This is a genomic window from Mesorhizobium sp. M7D.F.Ca.US.004.01.2.1 (assembly GCF_003997785.1).
GTDB classification, from domain to species: Bacteria; Pseudomonadota; Alphaproteobacteria; order Rhizobiales; family Rhizobiaceae; genus Mesorhizobium; species Mesorhizobium loti.
In genome coordinates this window covers 1-21,246 of record NZ_RZRQ01000039.1, presented here as the reverse complement: position 1 = coordinate 21,246, position 21,246 = coordinate 1, and the positions used below count along the sequence as shown (strand labels likewise).

Sequence of the window (21,246 nt, the reverse complement as noted above, 5' to 3'; positions counted from 1 at the left end):
AAACATGGCTTACGTTCCGCACACTCCCCACCTCGGCCTGCAGCCGATCGCTGCGACCGTCTTGCCGGGCGCTACAACCCAAGTCCTGGGTCGCGGTGCGCCTGGTCCTTTCCTCGGCGACATCATCAGGGCGGAAGATCCGACCTACGGCGTCGGCGAGTTCATCTACCTCAAAGGCGTTGCCGCGACGGCTGTCGGGTCACTGGTCACGTACGACCAGTACCTCAACACCACGACCATCGCCCCGGCCACCGGTGGAAACGGTTCCGTTGCTGTCGCCATGTCTGCGAATGTTGCCAGCCAGTACGGCTGGTATCAGATCGCGGGTGCTGCGGTAGTGAAGGCGCCGAATGCGATGGTGGTCGGTGCCGATGTGTTCATGCTGGCGGCCACTCCCGGCAGCGTGGACGATGCCCCGGTCGCTGGTGAGCAGGTGCTCAACGCGAAAGTGTCGACCACAACGGGCACCCCGTCCGCTGGTCTGGCAGTGATCCAGATCAGCCGGCCGTTCCTGCAGGGTCAGATCACCTAACCCTGACGGCATTTCCGAACCTTCAACGGGGAGCTTCGCGGCTCCCCGATTTCTCTCCCGCAACCTCTCAGACAGGAACATTCGCCATGAATGCGAACACGAACGTCATCAATGCAGTTTTCCGCAATCACGTCGTGCCCGACGAGCAGTCCAGCAAGAAGGCCGGACGCCCGATCTTCGTCGACATGGAAGTCTGCGACCTTACCTTTCCCGCAAACACCAAAACCAAGGCCACATTCCCGGCGCATGAGCCGGAGCCAAACGCGACCCGCGAAAGTATGGCAGCCGGTGGCGGCGTCGTGACCTACGCCATGCTCTACAATCAGCAATATCTGGCCTTCAAGGACGGCAACACGCAGCCGCTGTCGGGCACGCCGCTATCGGAAGCCCCGTTCCTGATGGAGGGCAAGCGCCGCGAACTGATCGCGCTGAACGTCAAAACGGTGGAGCAGTTGGCCTCTCTCGACGGCACGCCGCTGAAGCAACTCGGCATGGGCGGCCGCGAACTCAAGAACCAGGCACAGGCCTATCTCGACAATGCATCTGGCAGCGCCGATGTCACCAACCTTGCATCCCAAGTCGCTGCGCTCACCCAGCAGCTGGCTGAAGAGCGCCGGTTGCGCGAAGAGTACATGCAGGGCGGCAAACCTGTCGCCACCGAAGAGCCGGTCGACGACGATCCCGGCCCCGTCGACGAGGATGACGATCTGGAGCCGGTTGTTGCGCCGACCGAAGGCGAAATCGACGCCATGGATGATGAGGCGCTGAAGGTTTACATCGCCCGCGAAACCGGCAGCCGTCCACGCGGTAATCCGAACCATGACACTTTGGTCGCGGCGGCCAAGGAATTGGCTGCGGTCTAAGCCATGACGATCCTCAGCGTCATCAAGGATGTCAGCACGGTCATTGGTTTGACCGTGCCGACCGCCGTGTTTTCATCGACCGATCGCGAGCACGTCGAATTGCAGTCGCTTGCGAACGAGATGGCGCATAGGATCGCTTTCGATACCCGCGACTGGACCAAGCTGAAGACGCTCGCCACGCTTACCGGCGATGGCGTCTCGCAGGGCTTCGACCTTCCCGACGACTACCAGCGGATGTTGAAGAAGGCACGCATCTGGCCGTCCGCCAGCCCTTATGCGCCCTACAGCCATTATGCCGATAGCGACCAGTGGCTTGGTTTGGCGGTGCAGAATTTCGCCAATCTGGTCGGTGCCTGGACGATGATCGGCGAGCAGATCCTGATCAAGCCGCCGGTCGCCAACCTGACCACGGCGCAGTTTTACTACATCACCAACCTGATCATCAAAGACAACGCCGGAGCGCCGAAGGCGGCTTTCACTGCCGATGACGATGTCTACCGGCTCGACGAGCGCGTCCTGAAGCTCGGCATGATCTGGCAGTGGAAGGCCAACAAGGGGCAGGCCTATTCCGAGGACATGGCGACATACGAGGATGCGCTGTCGGTGTCTGCCGGCGCCGACAAGGGGTCGAATATCATCGTCATTGGGCAAGGCCGCCAGCCTGTTGACGCCGATTTCGCCTTTCCAGGGGTAATCACGCCGTGAGGGCCGGTTTCCGCCGTGTACCCGTTGCCGCGCCATCGCAGCAGCGGCACAGCACGATCACGTTCCCGGCGCCGATCCGGGGCAAGATTTCGAACGAAAACCTCGCCGCGTCGAAGCCGCAGGGCGCCCGCGTCCTCGAAAACTGGTTCCCGACCACAACCGGTATCCGGCTGCGCGGTGGCTTGAAGAAAAAGGCGACAATCGGCGCCACCGCCGTCATCAGCATGATGTCCTATGACGCCTCGGCCGGGCGCTTCATGTTCGCGTCCGATGGCGCCAAGATTTTCGATGTCACCAACCCGGCCGATCCGAATGTGGCACCGGCTCCAGTCGTTTCCGGCCTGACCAGCGGCTATTTCAGCTATGTGCAGTTCGAGACGGCTGGCGGTGATTATCTCTCAGCCGTCAACGGCACCGACAGCATGCGGCAGTTCGATGGTGTGACATGGACCACGGTTGCCGCGCTTGGCCCGATCAACACCAACAAACTCTCCCATGTCTGGACCTATCGAAACCGCGAGTTCTTCGTCCAGAAAAACAGCCTGACGGCATGGTTTCTACCCGTCGATACGATTGCCGGGGCCGCGCTCGACATCTCCCTTGCTGGCGTCTTCCAGAAGGGTGGCTCGCTGCTTTTCGGTGGCACATGGTCGCTTGATGCCGGTGACGGCGTCGATGACAAATGCGTCTTCGTTTCCGACAAGGGCGAGGTTGCTGTCTATGAGGGCGCAAACCCTGCCGATCCTACCGACTGGTCGCTGGTTGGTCGCTATGACATGTCGCCGCCACGTGGCAAGAGGGCCGTCATGCAGGCTGGCGGCGAGCTGCTCATTGCAATGGATGACGGCATCGTCCCGATCTCGCAGGCCATCCAGAAGGATCGCGCCGCGCTTTCGCTGATCAGCGTTTCCCGCAACATCGAACCGGACTGGCGTTTCCAGGCAGCGTTCCGCGCCAACCTGCCATGGGAAATCCTCAAATGGCCGCTGTTCAGCATGGCGATTGTGTCGCTGCCGGCCGATGTCGGGCAGGATAAACGATGCTTTGTCGTCAACCTGCAAACCGGAGCCTGGGCTGACTACACCGGTTGGGATACGCGCTGCCTCGTCCTGCATGATGATTGGGCCTATTTCGGCACCTCTGACGGCAAGATCATGCAGTGCGAGGTTAGCGGTTCCGATGATGGGACGCCGTATACCTGCACCTATGTCGGGTTGTTCGATCATATGAAGGCGGCGGCCCGGAGCAAGATTGTCCATATGGCGCGGACGGTGTTTCTCGCCTCCCGCAAGTTCATTGCCAAGTTGTCGGTTTCGAAGGACTACCAGGTCTCGCTGCCTTCAGCGCCATCATCGGTTGCCGACGATACTCTCTTCGACGAGTGGGACTCCGGCCTCTGGGATGTTGCTAAATGGGACGCCAGTGCGACAAAGACCGTTTCGACGAAATGGGTTTCAGTCGGTCTCACCGGCTTCGTTGTTGCACCTCAGGTTCAAGTGACATGCGGCGTGACACCGACGCCAGATGCTGAGTTGGTGGCGATCGACATGACCTATGAGGTTGGGGCAGTCGTTGTTTAGGCTGCTCTTCGACCACAACGAGGCCGTGGCTCAGTTCGTCGCGGATCTGACACCAGGCTGCGAAGCCGGTTTCGGCAACTGTAAGGCAATTGGTGTCATCGAGGATGGCGGCGACCTCGTCGCCGGAATGGTGTTTCACGACTGGCAACCCGGCCCCGGACTGATCCAGATTTCGAGCGCTTCGAAGACGCCGCGGTGGCTCACCGCAGATGTCCGCCACATCATGTTTTCATACCCGTTCGACCAGATCGGTTGCCAGATGGTGGTCCTGCAGGTCTCGGCAAAAAACGAGCGCATGGTCCGGATCGCGAAGGCCTTCGGCTTCACGCCATACCTGATCAAGCGCATGCGCGGCCGTGACGAAGACGGCTACGTTTTCACGCTCACCGACGACGACTGGCGCAATAGCAAGTTTACGAGGAAGATCCATGGGCAAGCCTAAAGCACCGTCGCCGCCCAATCCCAAAGATACCTCTGCGGCGTCGACCGGGACGAACATCTCGACGGCTATCGCGAATTCGTATCTGAACAACGCCAATCAGGTCGGCCCGGATGGCACGATTACCTATACCGACAACGGTTCGCAGTCGATCACCGATCCCTATACGGGGAAGACCTATCAAATCCCGACGCGCACCGCGACGACGACCCTTTCGCCGGCACAGCAGGCGATCAAGGATCAGACCGACAAGGCGCAACTGAACCTCGGTACGCTGGCCAATAACCAATCGTCGTTCCTCAACGACTATATGGCCAAGCCATTCGACGGCTCGAATGATGCCACCGAAGCGCGCCTGCTCCAGCTCGGTAAGGAACGGCTCGATCCCATCCTGGCGCAACAACAGGATGCGCTGGCAACACGGCTATCCAATCAGGGCATCAAGCTCGGATCGGCAGCCTATGATCGCGCCATGGCTCAGCAGGGCCAGAACGCCAACGATGCGACCAACCAGCTTATCCTTCAAGGCCACGGCCAAGCCTTCTCGGAAGGGCAGGCAATCCGCAATCAGCCGATCAACGAGATCACGGCGCTGCTGTCTGGTTCGCAAGTCAGCTCGCCACAGGCGGCCGGGTACAACGGCAGCACGATCCCAACGACCGACAATGCGGGGCTGATCAACGAAAACTACAATCAGAAAATGAACAACTACAATCAGCAGATGGCGCAGTCCAACAGCTTGATCGGCGGCTTGTTCGGTCTCGGTGGTAAGCTCATCGGTCTGTCCGATGACGACGCCAAAAAGGACAAGGAACGGCTCGCCGACATCACGCCGGAAATGGGCCTGTGGAAGTTCCACTACAAGGGCGAGGCGAAGGATGCGCCGATGCGGCTTGGCCTCATGGCCAGCGAAGTCGAGAAGGTGCGCCCAGATGCCGTTTCGCGCCGGCCGGACGGTTACCGCCAGGTCGATTACGGCAAAGCATTGTCGCTGGGAGCTTGACGCATGCTTTCCTTCAACATCGATACGAGCAAGGGCGAAACGCCCGCGTCAGTCGCCAGGAAGCGGGCTATCGTGCAGGCGCTAATGGCGTCTCAGCGCGCCCCGCAGAACATCGGCGAGGGTCTGAACGCGCTTGGCGACGGCATCGTTGAGAATGTTCTGAACCGGCGCGCCGATGCGGCGGAAACTGCAGGGCAGTCGCAGGCCAGCGACGCATTCGGCGGCTTGATCAATGCCGGTACGTTTCCGGCTGCTCCCGGTGGTGGTGCTCTGCCGAGTGCAGCGGCATCGCCTGACGGCGCCTTGCCTTCGGTCGATGTGAGCAAGACGATTCACGGCGGCGTTGATCCGGCGTCGATCTACAGCGGCCTGAAGGCGCGCGGGCTCAACGATGCGCAAGCCTATGCCACGCTCGGCAACTGGAAACAGGAAAGCGAATTTCGACCCGGCGCGATCAATCCCGGCGAGGGCGCAGTCGGGTTTACCCAGTGGCGGGAAGGCCGCAAGACTTCGCTGGAGAATTTCGCCCGAGCAACGGGCCGATCCGCAAGCGATCCCGAAGCGCAGATGGATTTCTACGTTAGGGAAGCCGGCATCGTTCCCGATAAGACCGGCACTGTCGTGGTGGACCCCGGCGGGTCGGCGTTCGCCAAGGCGACAGATATCCAAGGGGCAAATCGGGCGCTGAAAGGCTTCATCCGCTACGGCTCGCCCTATGACAAGGGCGGGGAAGGGACGCGGCTTGCCAATGCGCTGGCATATCAGAAGCGCTTCGGTAGTGCGGCTCCCGGCGACGGCAGCGTGGCGGCGGCGCCCGCTGATGCGCCTGTCCAGGTTGCCAGTAATGACCCGTCCGACATGGCTTCGGTTATGGCGGATTTCAACCAACGGCATGCGAACGGAGAGAAAAACTTTACAGAGCCAGGCGCGCCCATGGCTGCCCCCGGCGGCGTGCCGCAGCTCCCCAATCAGATGCAGGCTCCCACAGCTCGTCCGACTTATCCCGCCGCGCCGCTGCCCAATCCAGGCCCCGGCGATCCTGCTGCGACCACGCCAGCCGGCGAGCGTGTCCTGTCGACCATGATGAGCCCGACGCCAATCAGCGGGCAGGGCGCGGTCGTGCAGGCCCTCAGTGCGGCCAATCCGCCCGCACAGGCACCAGCGGCCCCGTCACCTGTCGTTCAAGCTTTGGCGGGTGCAATGCAGCCTGAGCAGGCCGCGCCAGCTTCGCCTGGCGTCCAGCAGGTCGCGCACGCCATGCAGAGCGGCAAGCCGCAAGGCCCCGGCACGCCCGGCGAAATCCGCAAAGGATCGGACGGCAAGAATTATCAATACGCGCAGACGACTGGAATGGCTGGCGCGACCGGCGATCAGGGTTGGATCGAAACCAGCATGCCGGCCACTTCGGGCGGCGGCGATCTGCCTGTGATGGCAGGCGGCTCCAGTGACGCCATTCAGCCCGGTCAGGCCGGCCCGTCCGTCCAGCAGCTTATGCAGGCCGCCGCAGATCCGTGGCTCAGCCCAGAGCACAAGGCCGTGGCCAGTATGATGCTTCAGCAGAGGATGCAGGATGCCGACCCGCTCCGGCAGCTGCATATTCAGGCAGCGCGCAAGTCGCTGGTCGTCCCGCCCAAGCAGTGGCAGAAGCTCGACGATCATACCTTGTTCGACGCGGCCAGCGGCGAGACCAAGAGCATCGGTAGCGGCAGCGCGATCGGCGATATCTTCGACGGCAAGTCGGTTGAAGGCCAGTCCCTCAACTGGCTGATCCAGAATGGCAAACTGACCCCGGAACAGGCCGCCCAGATTGGCGCGGGCAAGACCATCACCGGCCCCAACGGCGAGTTGATCTTTATGACGCCGCAGGGCGTCTTCGGCCAAGCCGCAGGCGGCCAGGCTCAGCCTATCACTCCGACACCCCAGTCAAGCCCGCAGGCAAGTGTTCCGGCTCCCGCCGCGCCGATTGCGGCGCCGGCCGCTCCCGCACCTGTGGCGCCCGCTGCAACACCACCGCAGCCCACGCAAACGCGCCCGGGCATGATCCCGCTGACTGATCCGAAGTCGCTTAAAAAGCCGCCGAACGAAGCGCAGCAGCGCAATCAGCAGCTCTACACCGTGGTCAAACCCGAGGTTGAGCGGATCGATCAGACCTTCGGCGCGATGTCGGACCCGAGCAATCAGCTTTGGTCGAACCTGCCAGTTGGCGCTGACTATGCCACGACACAGGAATACCAGCAGGCTGCGAACTCGCTCCGCACCGTCGTTGCTTCGTATCTCTACAGCGTGTCCGGTGCGACGGCGACGCCGGGAGAGGTCGAGAACCTGTCTTCGACCCTCATTCCGAAAGTGGGCGAGGCGAAAGGCTCGATCGACGACAAGCTGGCTCGCATCCACACCATGGTTGAGGCGATTAAGAACAATCGTGGCGACGTGCAGGATGAAGCCCCGTCGGCCGGTGGCGCTGATGACCTGAAGAAGAAATACGGTCTCGACTGATGGCTGATCTCGCACGCATCAAAGGCAATGTCGGCAAGATGGTCGGGCAGAATGCGCCCGAGGGTGACATTGATCGCTATATCGCCAGCGAAGGCGTAAGCCTCGACGATGTCCGCAATTTCAAAGGTGTCAATCCTGACACCATGCAACCGCCAGGCGTCCCTGCCTTTGCGCCGCCCGGCGTCGAAGGCTATGACCAGAAGACCGGCGAGGTTCAGCAATACGGTAAGCTCGGCTCTGCCGGCATGGGCGCCGCCGATATGGCCGGCATGGGCTTTGCGGATGAGGGCGCGGCTGGCCTTGTCTCCCTCATCGAGAAGCTGCCTGGTCGCACCGGATCGACCTACAACCAAGCGCTGAAGGACATTCGCGGCGATCAGCAGCAGGCCTATGACGACAATCCGAAATCGTACATCGCGGGCATGGGTGCGGCGGGCGTTGCCGGCGGCGCTGCGATGGCGAAAAGTGGTCTGTCGCTCGGCGTTCGCGCGGCTGAAGCTGGCGCTCCCCTATTGCGCATCGCGGCAGGCGGCGCGGCAGATGGGTCAATCCTCGGCGGCCTGACCGGTTTCGGTAGCGGCGAAGGGATCGAGGACCGGGTCAAAAAAGGTCTATTGGGTTCGGCTGTAGGCACTGTGACTGGCGGCGTAGCCCCGCTGCTCGTTGCCGGCGCTGCCAACCTGCTCAAGCCGATTGTTTCGCCGGTCATGGCTCGGTTGCGTCCGGACAGCTATGCGAATGCTGCTTTGGGCGAAGGCATCAAGCGCTCAGGTTCGTCCGTCGACGACATCACGCAAAGCCTCGCCGCTGCACATGCCGACAATCAGCCGGTGTTCACCGTAGCCGATGCCATGGGGCATTCGGGCCAAAGGCTGCTTTCAACCGTCACGCGCAATCCGAATGAAGCCCGCCAGATGGTCGTCGAGGCGCTCAACGCTCGGCAGGCTGGCCAAGGCCGCCGCGTGGTCAATTCCCTGTCTGAAGCCTTCGACGCTCCAGACACCGCCACGCAAAGAACGGCGGCCCTCATAGGGGCACGTGACACCGAAGCCTCGCAGCTCTACGGACAGGCCCGCCAGCAGGCCAACCCGGTCGACATTTCGCCGGCTGTGACGGCCATCGACCAAGTTCTGCAGCCTGGTGTTCATTCGATCGCTCGGCCGAACAACCAGATCGCAAATGATAGCATTGAAGGCGCGCTGTCTCGTGTTCGCTCGATGATCACTGACGGCCGATCGAACTTGACCGATTTCAATGCTGTATTTCGTGCCAAGCTCGATCTCGACGACATGATCACGAAGGCAGAGAACCAGGGCGCCGGCAACCGGGCGCATTATCTGGGCAATGTTCAGCGCGTGCTCGACCAGACGCTGGCCGATGCCTCAGCGCCGTATGCAGCAGCCAGGGACGCGTTCGCCGCGGCTTCTCGGCGGATTGAGGCAGTCGGCACCGGCAAGACAGCAGCGATGCGCGGTCGCGCCCAGGACACGACCGCTGTCTATCAGGCTATGACACCCGCAGAGCAGGCGGCATTCCGCGTCGGCTATGCGGATCCTCTCATCGAGCAAGCACAGTCGGCCGCAGTTGGCGTCGACAAGTCGCGACCGCTCATTTCGGATGCGACCGGGATGGAATTCCCTGTCGTCACGGCACCAGGTCGTGGCCCGCGACTGTGGAACCAGCTCGGCCGCGAAAAGACGATGTTCGAAACGCGCAACGCGGCAACCGGCGGCTCGAGGACGGCCGACAATTTGGCCGACACTGCCGACATGTCCCAGTTCGATCCGTCGGTTATGGCTCGGCTGATGAAGGGCGATGCTTGGGGCACCATCACGGCGGCGCTGGCAAAGACGCTGAATGAGGCGAAGGGCCTTCCGCCGAGCGTTCTTTCGAAGGTCGGCGAGGCACTAATGCAGACCGATCCGACCATGGCGCGGCAGGCGTTGGCGGCCGGTGCGGAAAGCGCATCGGCCAAGGCAGCGCGGCGGGCTATCGTTTCAGCGATTGCAAATCAAGTCGGATCGTCAGCGGCGGCCCGGCGCTGAAAACGGCCACTTGTTGCCGCTTATCTCGATGGCCCACAAAGCGAAGATTAAGCCTGTGCCGCCGCCGACGGCCAATGCCCAAACATCGGCGGCATTGAAATACAGATAGCCGATCCAATTAACGGCGAGAATCACGGCCAAGACCCACCAAATCGCATTGGTGGGGCGCCGTTCTTTCGAGTTGTGCTCGATCTGGTAGGGGTTGCCATCGCTCATCAGTAGCACGTCGTTCTGACCTGGCCGCCATAGGTCGGCGTCGAGGTGCAGTTGATCGGGCGATTGGCGGCCGCACTGCGCTGCATGTTGTCTCCAGCGTCGGACAGAGCATCGCCGATTGCAATCCGCTTCCTCCGGTTTTCGGCGATGCGGTTCTGATCAAGCTGGAAAATGCACTGCGCAAACTGATCCGAGCCCGGCTTGAAACCGTACGCCTGGCACGTTTCGCCGAGCTTTTGAGCCATTGCAGGGTTTGCCGGTTGCTCTGACTGACAGCCGGCAAGAAGCAACGTCGAGATGATCAACAAGTATCGCATCGCGGAATATATGCCCATTTCCATGGAGAATGCCAATGCCTATGAACGGTAGCGGGGTCACGTCGTGGCCGCCGAACACGGTGGCGATCCCCAACACGACGATTGAAAGCGGCAAGTACAACGCTTTCCTCGCCGATCTGTTGGCGATCATGAACACGCCGCGCCCGTTCCAGATGGGCGGAACCGGGGCGTCAACGCTGGTTGGAGGTAACGATGCGCTGAATACGACTTCGGCCAACATCGCCTCGGCCGCGACCACTGATCTGGCCACGGCAACCGGCATTGTCGTCAACGTCACCGGTTCAGCGGCCATCACGGCTTTTGGAGTTCTCCCCTCGGGCGTGGAACGCGTGCTTGTCTTCGTCGCTGCGCCGCTGCTGACGTATAACGCCGTCAGCCTCATCCTGCCCGGAGCAGCCAACATCCAGGCGGCGGCCGGCGATGCCGCCGTCATGCGCTCGAAGGGCGGCGGCAATTGGGTTTGCGTCAGCTATCAGCGGGCATCCGGCCAACCGATCACTACGACACTTGCTGATGGGATCCTGCCTGCGAGGCTTGGGCTTGTCGCGAAGACCATTACCGACTGGAACAATGCCCTTGACAACGGCTGGTACATGGGCAGTGGGATTGCCAATGCGCCGGCGGCCAATACCACCTGGAACATAGGTACCGTCGAGGCGCATGGTGCTGCCGGTTACAGGGCGCAGACCGTGTATGATTTCACCGCCGCAACGGCGGCTGATACCAAAATCTGGCGGCGTCACCAAGTCGGAGGCGCTTGGGGCGCCTGGTATAAAATCCAGTGGTCTCAAGCCGAACAGGACGCACGCTATCGGCAGTTGTCGGTGCCGTTGCCCTTCACGCAGGCTTTTGAAAGCGCACAGCAGACGCTCACCCAAGGTGGCGCGCTGACACTGGCGCATGGGCTCGGAGTGAAGCCAAAGATAATCGCGGTCGCGCTTCAATGTACCACAGCTGACGCAGGATATTCTATCGGCGACGAAGTGTTTATCAACCATCACATCTCTGCAACGGGAAGTTTTGGTATGGGTGTTTCTATCGTCCCCGACGCAACGAACCTGAATGTTCGTTTCGGCAGCGATGCACAATATATCGTTTTGCTTAACAAAACGAATGGTAATTACTCCACCACCGTTAAGACGAGTTGGCGGCTTGTTGTGAGGGCATGGGCATGACGCGTTATTTCGTTGACGACAATGGGGGCTATCTCGGCGGCTTCGACGGCGAAGACATTGAACTGCCTGAAAGCGGCATAGAAGTGCCTACCGCGCCCACTGATGCTCGGCAGACATGGGATGGCTCCGCATGGAGCGAGCCGCCCGTCGCACGCCAGATGGTGCTGAAATCTACGGTCATGCAACGGCTTATCGATGTCAATAAAATGGGCATAGCCCAAGGGGCGCTGTGGGCGCAGCCGAACGCATTTGCCCGCTGGTTCGCTCCGGACCATCCCGCCGTCTATTGTGACGATCCCGACGCCATGGCGTTCGTGGCCGCGCTCGGGCTCGACCCCGCAATTATTCTTGCCTCTTAAACCAGCACCACTAGCAGCATCATCGATCTGCCTGGCGTGTTCGTTGCCGTCTTGGCCGTTTAACGCTTTGGCGGGAGATTGGCCCGTTCAGGCCGATGCATGCCGGTTAGCAGCCATTTGATGCGCCCCGAAATGGTGCGGCGCTTCAGCTTTGTCATCTTTGTAAAGTATTCATCAGGGTGAACGCGATCAATGAACGCAGGGGCGATCGGGACAAGCCCATGATTTCTTGCGGTCTCGTCATCAGCAAAAAAGATCAGGTTTTGCCGATAATAAACCGGGATTGACCTATCCGTCCAAATTGCCGGTCGGATTATGTCGTAGGCTTTGAAGCCGTATGCTTCGAAGGCATTTGCCCAATGGCTTTGCCATTGTTCGTTGATGTGATGCATGCCGCCCTGAAACGGAATAGCGGCAGAAAACAGCACTGCCGGCGCACTGCGGCACAGCCACTCGACGGCTCTGAGAGACGCCGGGCCGGAAATATGCTCCAGCACTTCCGCTGATATGGCCAGATCGAATCGGCCAAGGTCGGGCAACTCTTCTTCAAAATTCGCTTCGGTGAATTCGTGCGGCTCGATGAGCCTCTGTTTTGCGGGCACCCAAGGTCCGTCGATACCTCTTGTCTGCTGCACACCAAGGCGTTTTGACGCGGCGAGCCACGATCCCGTAGCTGTTCCAAAGTCAACAATGGATTGCGGCCGCAGTAGGCCAATTAAAGGGCGCAAGACCGTTTCAGCAATACCAACCTCCCGGCTGCGAGCTTCAAAGAATGCGGGGCCGTACTCCTTGCTTAAGTCTTTGCTCATCTAAGTCTCCCTCCCAAAAAGCTGGCTTATATCCACTATCCCCTGGAAGGAAAATATCAAATGGCTGTTTCCCGTGAAAAGGAATCGCTTGCCAAGGTGCTCGCGCACGAAGGCGGCTATTCGAACCATGCCCAAGACCCTGGCGGCCCGACGATGAAGGGCGTTACCCAGCGCGTCTATGACGGCTATCGGAAGGGCAAGGGCCTCGCCACCCGGTCGGTGAAGGGCATCACCGCCGACGAACTCAACGCGATTTATGATCACCAGTATTGGGACGCGGTGCAGGGCGATGCGCTACCGGCTGGCGTCGACTATGTACTCTTTGACGGCGCAGTGAATTCCGGCCCTGGCCGCTCGATCATGTGGCTGCAGCAAGCTCTGGGGCCCGTTTACACCGGCCGCATCGACGGTGTCATGGGCATGGGCACACTTGCTGCGCTCAAGGCGATCAACAACAACGACGCGCTGATTGACCGGATCTGCGATGCGCGGATGAACTTCCTGCGACGTCTCAGCACCTTCGCTACCTTCGGTCGTGGGTGGTCCGCTCGCGTCGCTGAGGTTCGTTCGATCGGTCAGGCATGGGCTACCGGTCAGGTGCCGCAGGCTGCCAGCTTCATTGATGGTGGGCAGGCGAAGGCCTTTGTCGAGGACGCTACGCCCGCGCCGTCTACCGCGCCTGCCGATGCTGCAATCGGCGGCGGCGGCGCGGGTCTTGGTGTCTCGGGCACGCTGCAGGGTCTTCAGGATCAGCTTTCTCCGCTGTCCTATGCCAGCGAGTGGATCACCAAGATTGTGGTCATCCTGGCACTCGTGAGCGCGTTGCTGCTGTTCGGTGGTGCTGCCTACCGCTGGTACGCCAATCGCAAGGCCAAGCAGATCGCTGCGGCGCTGGGCACGGGGGCGAATTGATGGAGGGGCTCAAGAACGTCTTCATCCCGGTCATCGACTGGACGCTGCGAGTTGCCGGCGCCCTGTCGCTCGCAGGGATCGCCGTCTTCCTCGGATGGTGGTTCCTATGGTGATTTCCTGGCTCATCACCATCATCGCCGGCTCTGTGGGCATTCCGCGGCCAGTCGCCGTCCTTGCTGCGTGGGCCGCCATAGCCGTCGCCGTCTCAGCCACCGCGCTGGGCGGTTACGAACTCATCAAGCATTGGGGCGCCGACGAGGTCCGCGCCAAGATCGAAAAGGACAACCAAGATGCGGTCCATAAGGGCATTGACGCTCGCATGTCTCTTGACGAGTGCATTGACGCTGGGGGCGTGTACGACTTCGGGCGTCAAAGGTGTAACGCCGCTACGCTCGGCCATCGGTAACAGCCTCCCGGGCGCACAGGGCAAAACGGTTGCCGACCAGAACAAGATCGACCGCACGATGGCGCCGGGCTGCGCCGTGAAGCTCTACACCCGCGCGGAATGCGATCTGCACACCAAGGCGAGCGCCGAACGCCGTGCCGAACTGAAATAGCGAAAACTCGCATGGCTGAGGCATAGAAGTGGACGACGGCATGGCTGAAGACCAGCGAGTATATCAAGATCCAGTGCAGGCGCAGCTCGGCGAGCGTGTCACGAACCTTGGCCGGCGCCAGACCGACCTTGAAGCCGAAATGCGTTCTGGTTTTCGACAGATTGAGAATTCATTCGCCTCGTTCACAAATGAGACGCGCAGTTCGATCGCCGCCCTTGGCACGTCGATATCGGAGCGCAGCCGGCCGCAGTGGCAAGCGCTCGGCGTCATGGTCTCTGTCGTGGTTGTCCTCGGGGGGCTGGTCTATTGGCCGATCCGGGAATCGACAAACGATCTGAAAGCGCAGGATCTCGAAACCAGCCGCCTCATCCAGAGCCTAACCACAGAGACCAGCAAAGCAATCCAGAGCCTCGCCGCCAACACGGTATCGAGACAGGAAATGGACTGGCGGGCGCAGCGCGGCATTGAGGACCGCAACCGGATGGAGACGGCGATTGCCGATCTTCGAGGCGGCACGGTGGCACGCTCGGAGTGGATGGAGCGCAACCGGTCCTATGAACAGCAGGCGACAGAGTTCTCCCGTCGGCTGGATGAGCTCCGGCAGGACTTTGGCTCGGTATACGGGACGCGCGACGTGATCCAGGAGATGAAGCGGGAGCTTGACGATCTGCGCAGAAAGCAGACGCCGACCCCTGGGACGTAGTTGCCGTTCACCTAGCCCCCACTCGACCTTTCTGCTTCAACCTGTCTTCATAGGTCAGCTAAAGTCGGGGAGGGGTGAATGGCAAGAAAATGTCGTGCGAATGCTTATCTCGTGGAGCTGAGAGGTCTCTACGCTAAGTCGAGCGAAAATCTGAAGTTCGGGAAGTTTGATGGCGGGACCGATCTTAGGACCGCAATCCAGAAAATCCTGAGCAAAATGACGACGTTCAGCAAGATACCTCTTCATCAAAAGGTCTTCAGTATCGAGCCAAAATGGGGGAAGAGCGGCCCATTAATTGGCTTTCTGAAAGCTGGCGACTACGGCTTTGCATCCGACATAATCGACACTGACAACGGCAAGGTTGCCTACAACAAGAAGAAAACTGAGTCGCTGCCAGACCCATTTTATTTCCATCTGGAGCTACCTGATAACGAGAAGAGAGGCATCCTCTGCATACAATCCTGGGGATTAAGTGGTGTCAGGAGTCTTTTCGAGACCGCTATTTCAGGCCAGTTCGACAAACTATATCCTGCCTACCGTCTGCACATTCGTAGCCTCACCGTGGCAGACGCCCTGGCTGAATATCTGAAGGTCGGGTCGGTCGAGGAGGTTATAGTGGAGAAGCATGAAATCCCCGCTGATATCGCAGACCGCTTTGGCGGGAACAAGACCGTGCAACCCGGTAAGTTCGTGTATTCTATACAGCCTTCTGACAAGGGCATGTTTAAGCGAGATGGGCTGATTGCGTTCGCAAAGGGAGAGAAGAAACTGGAGGAGGTTTTCGATTTCGATGACAATGGGTTCGATGTCGTAAAAACCAGAATTCGCGTTGGTGGTGAATTGAAGACCATCAACCTTACCAAACCGGAAAACCTGTCTACATCATATGATCTTACGGCTGACGTAAAGATCGGACAGAACGGATTTCCGACATTTGAAAGTCTCAAGTCGGAGTTTGTAAAAATAGTTGATGATCTCGCAAAACGGGGAGGCATCGAGTTATGACGAGCAAGATCGACATCAGGATGATCCTTGAAGATCATTTCTCGACTTTCAGGGATGAGGGCACGCAGAAGTACAGCACCGAAGATTTTCTTATCATGGCAGGAGTGCCGGCGGTGCTAGCAACCGCCGCTTTCGCATTCTGCCTGTCTATTGGCGATGCCAACATCGGTACCCTAATTTCGGTGTTCGCAATTTTTTCTGGACTTTTGTTCAACGTGCTAGTGCTGATCTACAGTTTCTCCGACGGGAATGGTGATGGGAAAAAAGGGGTTCGCGATCGATTGCTGCGGCAGAGCTTTGCCAACATATCCTATACCATTCTGGTCGCTCTTATCGCCGTGGTGGTCCTGACGGCCCTCCTTTTTGTGAATGGGCTCACTCAGCGGATTTTGGAGGCGGTGGTTGTTCTCTTATCAGCGAATTTCGTTTTGTCCCTGCTGATGGTCCTTAAGCGAATTCACGTCCTTCTCCGCGATAAGTTCCCCACTTAGGACCTGCTGGGGCGCGCAACCAACCCCTCCGCCACTCGTTGACCGATGCTGGTTGATCCCAGCACACTCCAGACCCTGGCCCGCCTGTTCTCCATTCGGGTGGGCCTTTTTTGCGTATAAGCGGAACCTCATATTCGCCGGCTGGTTTCTGAGATGACAGCGACCCCTCGCTGTCGGTCAAGGGCCGTATACCTTGGCCGGCCCGCCTCTCCCGCCATTGAGGCGGGCCACAGGCGAGCATCTTTCTTGACAACTCATCGTCGACAAATGCATTTCTAGTGTCGAGGCAAAAGGGAGCACACATGAAGAAGACCTACCACAAGCCGGTTCTGACAAAGCGCGAGCGCTTGGCTCTAATCGCGGCACAGATTGTGGCCGTCTCTGGTCCGAGTAAGGCTTGAGACGGCACCACGGCACGAAATTCGGAAAAGCCCGCTGCCGAAAGGTGGCGGGCTTTTTTGTTTGGCACGAGATCAAGTCGGCCGAGTTTCCTGGCGGTCAAAACGAACGCTAAGCCCATGCTGGATGGCGCATTTCGCGATCATGTTATCAAGGCCCTCCGCCCCGATCGGCGGGGAAATAAGCTGGCGGATTGCTTTGCTGGCAAGCTCGGTCGACACGAAATCGTGGTTCTTTTTCCTTGCTTCGACGTACTGCTCCACCAGCATTTTCAGTCGCCGTTCCGCAATATCCCCCGCGAGCATTTTAACGGCCTCCTTTTTCGAGACGCAGTCAGCCTAGCGATTTCCGAGCGCCTTGGCTTCCAGCTCCAGTGTCTCGCGGCTGCTGCCATGCTTTCTGATGAGTTCCCGCACTTGGTCGGTTGAAAGACCGAACTTGCTAGCGAGATAGCCAACTTCATACTCCTCATCGCCGCTCACGCGGGCGCGGTCCTGATAGCCAAGCTTGTTCTTGTCGTCGGTCATGTCAGTTCTCCTCCCTTTGGCAGGTGATGCCCAACGTCGCTCGCCGCACTTTGTTTCAAGCCGGCATCCGGTTACGGAACTATTTTAGCGCATGCTGATTGAATCGCGGCTTGTGAGTGCAGTGCATGCGTTTGAAGTTCATCGAGCCTCTGTTGCCGACCTTGGTGGAGAAGCCTCCAGAGGGTGACGGATGGATTCACGAGGTCAAGTTTGACGGGTACCGCTCGCAGATCATCATCGACCATGACGTCCGCATTTTCACTCGCAACGGCCTCAACTGGACCACGAAATATCGCAGCCTCGTCGGTGCCGCGAAGCGCCTGGGTGTTGAGAATGCCATCATTGACGGTGAAATCGTGGTGCTCAACGAAGCCGGCTTGTCCGACTTCGGTGCGCTAAGAAGGGCCATCACCCGCCGCGAGCAAGACCTCTATTTCGTCGCCTTCGATCTCTTACACCTCAACGGCCATGACCTGCGCGCCATGGCTCTGGAGGACCGGCGCGAGATCCTGGAAGGCATCATAGAGCCCGGCGAGCATATCCAGTTCAGCCAAGCCATGCCGGGCGAAGCGAAGGCGCTTTTCGGTCTGATCGACGAAGCTGGCATCGAGGGCATGGTGTCGAAGCGCCGCGATAGCCAATACCGCAGCGGCCGGTCGACCAACTGGCTGAAGATCAAGAGCTATGCGGTCGACGAATTCGAGCTGCTTGGTGTCGAGCGTGAGGCGGGCAAGCCGGCCTTCGCCCTGATGGCGGATCGTGCGACGGGTCGCTATGTCGGGTCGGCTTTCATCAATTCACGCGGGGCGATCCGGGACCGGCTTTGGAAGCGTGTCCAGGAGCACGCCGGGCCGCCGCCAAAGGGCATGAAGCGGCCGGCCACTCAGTGGGTCAAGCCGGGGCTGATCGGCCGAGTGAAGCACCTTCGCGGTGAGGAAGACCTGCGACACGCTTCGCTGCAGGATTTTCGCGAAGAGGATGCGACGCGCCTAAAATAGCATGCTCAGTCCTGGAGGCAGAGTTGGCCGCACGTCCCATTTCAGCACAGGATTGCTGGCATTGATCTTGCACCGGACCCGTTACTGGGTGAACCCCGGTCCTGATCGCGTACCTGATCAGGTAGTAGGCTCGCCGGGCTTCGAGGGCAGTTGGGGTGTCTCGCCCGGCGAGTTTGCCTACTTTTCGGTTTTGAATCGGCAAATCGCGCAAAGTCTCCGGCGCTGCCGTGATTGAGCGGCGGGTTTTCTGGAACCGAAACAGCCGTTCCGAGTTTCCTAGCTCACCAATCAGATTCCATAAGGGCCGACTAATGTTCAATGACAAAGAGACTCGACTTCTGGAAGCAGGACTGTTCGTCGCTGTGCCACTCTCGATCCTCGTTGCGACGGTGATGGTTAGTATCACGTTCGGTTGGTTTGGATGAGCACACGCGGGACTGATTTTTTGTACAAATGGATAGTAGCCAACGTTCCTGCGACTGCAGGCGCTGACATCATCTCGGTTGCCGAGTTGACGCAGAAGCTGTTCGCGGACGCGAAGGCGGTAGGCATCAGCAGTACCGAGATCGAGGAGGACACAGGTAGTGTGTATGAGGCTGTCCTCGATGCCATCGTGCATCACAACTCGGGCTTGCCAGAATGAGCGCTCGTGGCCTGAAGTTTCTCGACAATTGGATGGCCCAGCAACTGCCCATTGTGGCGCGGGGAGATCCAATCGCCGCCAGCGACTTAGCGGACCAGTTGATGACTGCGGCTGAGAAGGCCGGTATCCGCGCCGATGAGATCAATGGCGAGGTCGCTAGCGTCTTCGAAGTGATCTTCGAGGCAATGCGTCGTCGCAAGAGAACCGGTTGACTCGTTCGCAGTCCGTTCCCATTTTGGTCTCCCCGACGTCAGGATGTGAGCTTCGGCTAAAATGTGTGGGCGCGTTTTCGTCAAATCAACAATCCCTGACATGGTGCGGCGGTTCGAGTTCGCGCACCCCGGCGACATTGAACGCTTGGGCAACGGGTTCCCGATCTGGAACGGTGCGCCCAGCCTGAATTATCCAATCATCATCCGCGAAGAGCTTTCCACCAGCATAGCCGGCTTCGTTTCAGCGCGATGGGGGCTAGTGCCTGGCTGGGCTCGAGACGGTGGCGGGCGCCCGCCACCAGTCAACGCTCGCTGCGAAACCATCGCAAGCAACGGGTTGTTTCGGAAGGCCTATGTATCGCGTCGCTGCCTTGTGCCGATAGATGGCTACTTTGAGTGGCAGAAGCTCGATCCATCCGGCAAGAAAAAGCAGCCATATGCCATCGCTATGAAGTCCGGCGATCCGTTCGCCCTGGCTGGCATCTGGGAAGAATATGCCGACAAGACGACAGGCGAACTCATCCGGACTTTTGCAGTGGTGACGTGCGAGCCAAATGATCTGATGGCGACTATCCACGACCGCATGCCGGTCATCCTGACGCCATCGGATTTCATGCGCTGGCTCGGGCCGGAGCCAGATCCGCGCGACCTCATGAAGCCCTATCCATCCGAACTGATGAAGATGTGGCCGATTGACACCAAGGTCGGTAGCCCGCGCAACAACACGCCCGACATCATTGACGAGATCGGCTTGGGGCCGACTGACCTGTTCGACGTCTAGAGGTAGCGATCACCGTCGCCGCGGTGCTCATAGCAGAACCAGTGAGATTCCTTTCGCGGCCGGGCGAAGCCCCATCCTGCGACCTTGCCGCAACCCTCGTGTTCGCATGTGTGGCCCAGCACGCTGGCGCGGTCACGCGTCGCTGCTGGGATGCCTTCGGGAAGCTTCAGAGGCTCGTCACTCATACATAAAGATTCCACGGCTGGGCTTGACGATCAAGCAAAATGTTCCTTTTTTGTTCTTAGGTGGGGCGACTCTCAAAAGGTGTCGCAATGGCTAGGTCGAAACCGTCAAAGCAATTATCGCAGGCTGAAATCGAGCGCTTTCTGGTGGCAGCAGAAGCGCTGCACCTCAGCATCGTGAAGCCGTTCATATCGCCACACTGCGACCACTACCGGGCTACGCGTGTCTTGCATGAGGTGCTGTTGAAGGCCGTGCGGGACGTGACGGGGAAGGAAGTCGCGTTCATCCAGTGGCACACCACGGGGCCGGTTAGACCGCCCACGGCTGGGTAGGCGCCACCGCGGATGGAAACCGACTTTCGATCGGATGGCTTGACGGAACATTAGCTGTGTCTGAAAGTTTGTGCTTGGCAGCGGGCGGTGCCCTCCATTGCCTGCTGAAGATCGGGGGTAACTCTGATCGGCCCGCGTTCTCCGCCAGAGGCGCGGGCTTTCGCCTTTTCCAAGGGGAAAGAGATGACCGACAAGCCCGCCACAACTTACATCGTCAGCGTCTTCGACAAGCCGCACTGGCGCACTGTCCTGACCACCAAGGACCAGGCGGAGGCCGAGTCGCTTGAACAAGCGATGGTCCAGGACGGAGTTAGGGCGCAGATCGAGGAGATCACGCCGAAGGTGAAGCGCTGACGGGAGCGGATTTTTTACCGGGGCGGCCCAGCGGTTGGGTCGTAGTGGGGACGAGCAGCGGTGGCCGCTGGGCCTGACCAGTCTTGGCTTTCGAGGAGGCGCTGTGCTGGCTGATCCGAAGTATGCGCTCACTCTAATGCAAGAGCCAACGCGCATCCGAATTAAGGGCTACCGCCGAAAGGTGTACTCATTGCCATTGCGGCAATGGGCGGCAGACGCGAACCTTCCCGGCGCCGCATCGCGCGCAAGCTTCGCCCCCGCAATGGCGCGCTTGACGATTTCAGGAGGAAAAAGGCCGGCGCCCTCGCTGGGAGGTTGCCCGAATGGCGCCGGCCAGACGGTCCTCTTCAGGTCCGCCGCTCTCCAGACATAGCTGAGTCTTCCCGTTGCGTCATGTGGTGGCCGACTACGCTTTGGCTTTCCGCTTCGCAGGTGCCTTCTTGGCTGGTGCGACGGGTTCAGCCTTGCGACCAAGCCCGATGGACTTCGCCAATTGCGAGCGCTGAGCGGCGTAATTCGGAGCTGTCATAGGGTAGTCGGGCGGCAAGTTCCATTTGGCGCGATAGGCGTCCGGTGTCAGGCCGAAGTC

At 59.8% G+C, this 21,246-nt stretch carries 28 protein-coding genes; 21 read left to right on the top strand and 7 right to left on the bottom strand.

Features of this window, described 5'->3' with window-relative positions; genetic code table 11:
* Nucleotides 1-4 precede the first annotated feature (4 nt).
* The 8 genes from EN993_RS08940 to EN993_RS08905 all read left to right on the top strand — a co-directional run bounded on the left by EN993_RS08940 (nt 5) and on the right by EN993_RS08905 (nt 9,663).
* Nucleotides 5-532 (top strand): hypothetical protein, encoded by a 528-nt coding sequence (locus EN993_RS08940; protein WP_127262976.1) that lies wholly within the window; start codon nt 5-7, stop codon nt 530-532.
* An 86-nt stretch (nt 533-618) separates the two neighbouring features.
* Entirely contained in the window at nt 619-1,395 is a 777-nt protein-coding gene (locus tag EN993_RS08935; protein WP_127262975.1) for a hypothetical protein, read from the top strand.
* A gap of 3 nt (nt 1,396-1,398) precedes the next feature.
* A complete protein-coding gene (locus EN993_RS08930; RefSeq protein WP_127262974.1) occupies nt 1,399-2,100 on the top strand; it encodes a hypothetical protein in 702 nt (233 codons plus the stop codon).
* On the top strand, nt 2,097-3,680 hold the full coding sequence (locus EN993_RS08925) for a hypothetical protein (RefSeq protein ID WP_127262973.1): 1,584 nt from the start codon (nt 2,097-2,099) through the stop codon (nt 3,678-3,680). Before EN993_RS08930 ends, EN993_RS08925 begins: the two co-directional genes overlap by 4 nt.
* Nucleotides 3,681-3,705: 25 nt before the next feature.
* Complete coding sequence (locus EN993_RS08920; protein WP_348630412.1) at nt 3,706-4,122, top strand: GNAT family protein; 417 nt, start codon at nt 3,706-3,708, stop codon at nt 4,120-4,122.
* A complete protein-coding gene (locus EN993_RS08915) occupies nt 4,109-5,122 on the top strand; it encodes a hypothetical protein (protein ID WP_127262972.1) in 1,014 nt (337 codons plus the stop codon). Before EN993_RS08920 ends, EN993_RS08915 begins: the two co-directional genes overlap by 14 nt.
* Before the next feature lie 3 nt (nt 5,123-5,125).
* On the top strand, nt 5,126-7,618 hold the full coding sequence (locus EN993_RS08910) for a phage tail tip lysozyme (RefSeq protein WP_127262971.1): 2,493 nt from the start codon (nt 5,126-5,128) through the stop codon (nt 7,616-7,618).
* Nucleotides 7,618-9,663 carry a hypothetical protein gene (locus tag EN993_RS08905; RefSeq protein ID WP_127262970.1) on the top strand — a complete coding sequence of 682 codons (2,046 nt, stop codon included), beginning with the start codon at nt 7,618-7,620 and terminating at the stop codon, nt 9,661-9,663. Before EN993_RS08910 ends, EN993_RS08905 begins: the two co-directional genes overlap by 1 nt.
* On the opposite strand, the gene EN993_RS08900 is transcribed toward EN993_RS08905, so the two are convergent.
* Both EN993_RS08900 and EN993_RS08895 read right to left on the bottom strand, forming a co-directional pair.
* A complete protein-coding gene (locus EN993_RS08900) occupies nt 9,643-9,879 on the bottom strand; it encodes a hypothetical protein (protein WP_127262969.1) in 237 nt (78 codons plus the stop codon). The two genes, EN993_RS08905 and EN993_RS08900, sit on opposite strands and share 21 nt — an antisense overlap.
* Entirely contained in the window at nt 9,879-10,220 is a 342-nt protein-coding gene (locus tag EN993_RS08895; RefSeq protein ID WP_127262968.1) for a hypothetical protein, read from the bottom strand. Before EN993_RS08895 ends, EN993_RS08900 begins: the two co-directional genes overlap by 1 nt.
* A gap of 11 nt (nt 10,221-10,231) precedes the next feature.
* Between EN993_RS08895 and EN993_RS08890 the strand changes: the two genes are divergently transcribed.
* Both EN993_RS08890 and EN993_RS08885 read left to right on the top strand, forming a co-directional pair.
* Nucleotides 10,232-11,392 (top strand): pyocin knob domain-containing protein, encoded by a 1,161-nt coding sequence (locus EN993_RS08890; RefSeq protein ID WP_127262967.1) that lies wholly within the window; start codon nt 10,232-10,234, stop codon nt 11,390-11,392.
* Nucleotides 11,389-11,751 (top strand): hypothetical protein, encoded by a 363-nt coding sequence (locus tag EN993_RS08885; protein WP_127262966.1) that lies wholly within the window; start codon nt 11,389-11,391, stop codon nt 11,749-11,751. The genes EN993_RS08890 and EN993_RS08885 overlap by 4 nt, the downstream gene beginning before the upstream one ends.
* A gap of 59 nt (nt 11,752-11,810) precedes the next feature.
* Here the strand turns inward: EN993_RS08885 and EN993_RS08880 are convergent, their stop codons facing one another.
* A complete protein-coding gene (locus tag EN993_RS08880) occupies nt 11,811-12,560 on the bottom strand; it encodes a methyltransferase domain-containing protein (RefSeq protein ID WP_127262965.1) in 750 nt (249 codons plus the stop codon).
* 60 nt (nt 12,561-12,620) lie between these two features.
* Here EN993_RS08880 and EN993_RS08875 point away from each other — a divergent pair, with 60 nt between their 5' ends.
* From EN993_RS08875 to EN993_RS08855, 5 genes are all read left to right on the top strand, one after another.
* Nucleotides 12,621-13,472 (top strand): glycoside hydrolase family 108 protein, encoded by an 852-nt coding sequence (locus tag EN993_RS08875; RefSeq protein ID WP_127262964.1) that lies wholly within the window; start codon nt 12,621-12,623, stop codon nt 13,470-13,472.
* A 290-nt stretch (nt 13,473-13,762) separates the two neighbouring features.
* Nucleotides 13,763-14,029, top strand: coding sequence for a hypothetical protein (locus EN993_RS08870; protein ID WP_127262963.1), 267 nt, complete (start codon nt 13,763-13,765; stop codon nt 14,027-14,029).
* A 40-nt stretch (nt 14,030-14,069) separates the two neighbouring features.
* Nucleotides 14,070-14,732 carry a hypothetical protein gene (locus EN993_RS08865; protein ID WP_127262984.1) on the top strand — a complete coding sequence of 221 codons (663 nt, stop codon included), beginning with the start codon at nt 14,070-14,072 and terminating at the stop codon, nt 14,730-14,732.
* A gap of 78 nt (nt 14,733-14,810) precedes the next feature.
* On the top strand, nt 14,811-15,737 hold the full coding sequence (locus EN993_RS08860; protein WP_127262962.1) for a hypothetical protein: 927 nt from the start codon (nt 14,811-14,813) through the stop codon (nt 15,735-15,737).
* Nucleotides 15,734-16,228: a hypothetical protein gene (locus tag EN993_RS08855; protein ID WP_127262961.1), complete on the top strand. Its 495-nt coding sequence runs from the start codon at nt 15,734-15,736 to the stop codon at nt 16,226-16,228. The genes EN993_RS08860 and EN993_RS08855 overlap by 4 nt, the downstream gene beginning before the upstream one ends.
* Nucleotides 16,229-16,701: 473 nt before the next feature.
* Here EN993_RS08855 and EN993_RS08850 read toward each other — a convergent pair whose 3' ends face one another.
* A complete protein-coding gene (locus EN993_RS08850) occupies nt 16,702-16,932 on the bottom strand; it encodes a hypothetical protein (protein ID WP_127262960.1) in 231 nt (76 codons plus the stop codon).
* Nucleotides 16,933-16,965: 33 nt separating this feature from the next.
* Complete coding sequence (locus EN993_RS08845) at nt 16,966-17,154, bottom strand: DUF3606 domain-containing protein (RefSeq protein WP_127262959.1); 189 nt, start codon at nt 17,152-17,154, stop codon at nt 16,966-16,968.
* 125 nt (nt 17,155-17,279) lie between these two features.
* Between EN993_RS08845 and EN993_RS08840 the strand changes: the two genes are divergently transcribed.
* The 4 genes from EN993_RS08840 (at nt 17,280) to EN993_RS08825 (ending at nt 19,788) form a co-directional block, all read left to right on the top strand.
* Entirely contained in the window at nt 17,280-18,152 is an 873-nt protein-coding gene (locus EN993_RS08840; protein WP_127262958.1) for an ATP-dependent DNA ligase, read from the top strand.
* A gap of 421 nt (nt 18,153-18,573) precedes the next feature.
* Nucleotides 18,574-18,795, top strand: coding sequence for a DUF768 domain-containing protein (locus tag EN993_RS08835; protein WP_127262957.1), 222 nt, complete (start codon nt 18,574-18,576; stop codon nt 18,793-18,795).
* Nucleotides 18,792-19,007, top strand: a complete 216-nt coding sequence (locus EN993_RS08830) for a DUF768 domain-containing protein (protein ID WP_127262956.1) — start codon at nt 18,792-18,794, stop codon at nt 19,005-19,007. Before EN993_RS08835 ends, EN993_RS08830 begins: the two co-directional genes overlap by 4 nt.
* A gap of 61 nt (nt 19,008-19,068) precedes the next feature.
* Nucleotides 19,069-19,788 (top strand): SOS response-associated peptidase, encoded by a 720-nt coding sequence (locus tag EN993_RS08825; protein WP_127262955.1) that lies wholly within the window; start codon nt 19,069-19,071, stop codon nt 19,786-19,788.
* On the opposite strand, the gene EN993_RS08820 is transcribed toward EN993_RS08825, so the two are convergent.
* Entirely contained in the window at nt 19,785-19,973 is a 189-nt protein-coding gene (locus EN993_RS08820; protein WP_127262954.1) for a hypothetical protein, read from the bottom strand. The two genes, EN993_RS08825 and EN993_RS08820, sit on opposite strands and share 4 nt — an antisense overlap.
* Nucleotides 19,974-20,060: 87 nt before the next feature.
* Between EN993_RS08820 and EN993_RS37710 the strand changes: the two genes are divergently transcribed.
* Together EN993_RS37710 and EN993_RS36965 are read left to right on the top strand one after the other, a co-directional pair.
* Complete coding sequence (locus tag EN993_RS37710) at nt 20,061-20,303, top strand: hypothetical protein (RefSeq protein WP_127262953.1); 243 nt, start codon at nt 20,061-20,063, stop codon at nt 20,301-20,303.
* A gap of 183 nt (nt 20,304-20,486) precedes the next feature.
* Entirely contained in the window at nt 20,487-20,657 is a 171-nt protein-coding gene (locus EN993_RS36965) for a hypothetical protein (protein ID WP_164757583.1), read from the top strand.
* Nucleotides 20,658-21,063: 406 nt separating this feature from the next.
* Here EN993_RS36965 and EN993_RS08810 read toward each other — a convergent pair.
* Nucleotides 21,064-21,246 (bottom strand): MucR family transcriptional regulator (locus EN993_RS08810; protein ID WP_206532356.1); only part of this gene is annotated, 183 nt, incomplete at its 5' end.

Bases quoted from the DNA above. Each gene is read 5' to 3' on its own strand.
- EN993_RS08940 (WP_127262976.1), top strand. From the start codon at position 5: ATGGCTTACGTTCCGCACACTCCCCACCTCGGCCTGCAGCCGATCGCT.
- EN993_RS08935 (WP_127262975.1), top strand. From the start codon at position 619: ATGAATGCGAACACGAACGTCATCAATGCAGTTTTCCGCAATCACGTC.
- EN993_RS08930 (WP_127262974.1), top strand. From the start codon at position 1,399: ATGACGATCCTCAGCGTCATCAAGGATGTCAGCACGGTCATTGGTTTG.
- EN993_RS08915 (WP_127262972.1), top strand. From the start codon at position 4,109: ATGGGCAAGCCTAAAGCACCGTCGCCGCCCAATCCCAAAGATACCTCT.
- EN993_RS08910 (WP_127262971.1), top strand. From the start codon at position 5,126: ATGCTTTCCTTCAACATCGATACGAGCAAGGGCGAAACGCCCGCGTCA.
- EN993_RS08905 (WP_127262970.1), top strand. From the start codon at position 7,618: ATGGCTGATCTCGCACGCATCAAAGGCAATGTCGGCAAGATGGTCGGG.
- EN993_RS08900 (WP_127262969.1), bottom strand. From the start codon at position 9,879: ATGAGCGATGGCAACCCCTACCAGATCGAGCACAACTCGAAAGAACGG.
- EN993_RS08895 (WP_127262968.1), bottom strand. From the start codon at position 10,220: ATGGAAATGGGCATATATTCCGCGATGCGATACTTGTTGATCATCTCG.
- EN993_RS08890 (WP_127262967.1), top strand. From the start codon at position 10,232: ATGCCTATGAACGGTAGCGGGGTCACGTCGTGGCCGCCGAACACGGTG.
- EN993_RS08885 (WP_127262966.1), top strand. From the start codon at position 11,389: ATGACGCGTTATTTCGTTGACGACAATGGGGGCTATCTCGGCGGCTTC.
- EN993_RS08880 (WP_127262965.1), bottom strand. From the start codon at position 12,560: ATGAGCAAAGACTTAAGCAAGGAGTACGGCCCCGCATTCTTTGAAGCT.
- EN993_RS08875 (WP_127262964.1), top strand. From the start codon at position 12,621: ATGGCTGTTTCCCGTGAAAAGGAATCGCTTGCCAAGGTGCTCGCGCAC.
- EN993_RS08870 (WP_127262963.1), top strand. From the start codon at position 13,763: ATGCGGTCCATAAGGGCATTGACGCTCGCATGTCTCTTGACGAGTGCA.
- EN993_RS08865 (WP_127262984.1), top strand. From the start codon at position 14,070: ATGGCTGAAGACCAGCGAGTATATCAAGATCCAGTGCAGGCGCAGCTC.
- EN993_RS08860 (WP_127262962.1), top strand. From the start codon at position 14,811: ATGGCAAGAAAATGTCGTGCGAATGCTTATCTCGTGGAGCTGAGAGGT.
- EN993_RS08855 (WP_127262961.1), top strand. From the start codon at position 15,734: ATGACGAGCAAGATCGACATCAGGATGATCCTTGAAGATCATTTCTCG.
- EN993_RS08850 (WP_127262960.1), bottom strand. From the start codon at position 16,932: ATGCTCGCGGGGGATATTGCGGAACGGCGACTGAAAATGCTGGTGGAG.
- EN993_RS08845 (WP_127262959.1), bottom strand. From the start codon at position 17,154: ATGACCGACGACAAGAACAAGCTTGGCTATCAGGACCGCGCCCGCGTG.
- EN993_RS08840 (WP_127262958.1), top strand. From the start codon at position 17,280: ATGCGTTTGAAGTTCATCGAGCCTCTGTTGCCGACCTTGGTGGAGAAG.
- EN993_RS08835 (WP_127262957.1), top strand. From the start codon at position 18,574: ATGAGCACACGCGGGACTGATTTTTTGTACAAATGGATAGTAGCCAAC.
- EN993_RS08830 (WP_127262956.1), top strand. From the start codon at position 18,792: ATGAGCGCTCGTGGCCTGAAGTTTCTCGACAATTGGATGGCCCAGCAA.
- EN993_RS08825 (WP_127262955.1), top strand. From the start codon at position 19,069: ATGTGTGGGCGCGTTTTCGTCAAATCAACAATCCCTGACATGGTGCGG.
- EN993_RS08820 (WP_127262954.1), bottom strand. From the start codon at position 19,973: ATGAGTGACGAGCCTCTGAAGCTTCCCGAAGGCATCCCAGCAGCGACG.
- EN993_RS37710 (WP_127262953.1), top strand. From the start codon at position 20,061: ATGGCTAGGTCGAAACCGTCAAAGCAATTATCGCAGGCTGAAATCGAG.
- EN993_RS36965 (WP_164757583.1), top strand. From the start codon at position 20,487: ATGACCGACAAGCCCGCCACAACTTACATCGTCAGCGTCTTCGACAAG.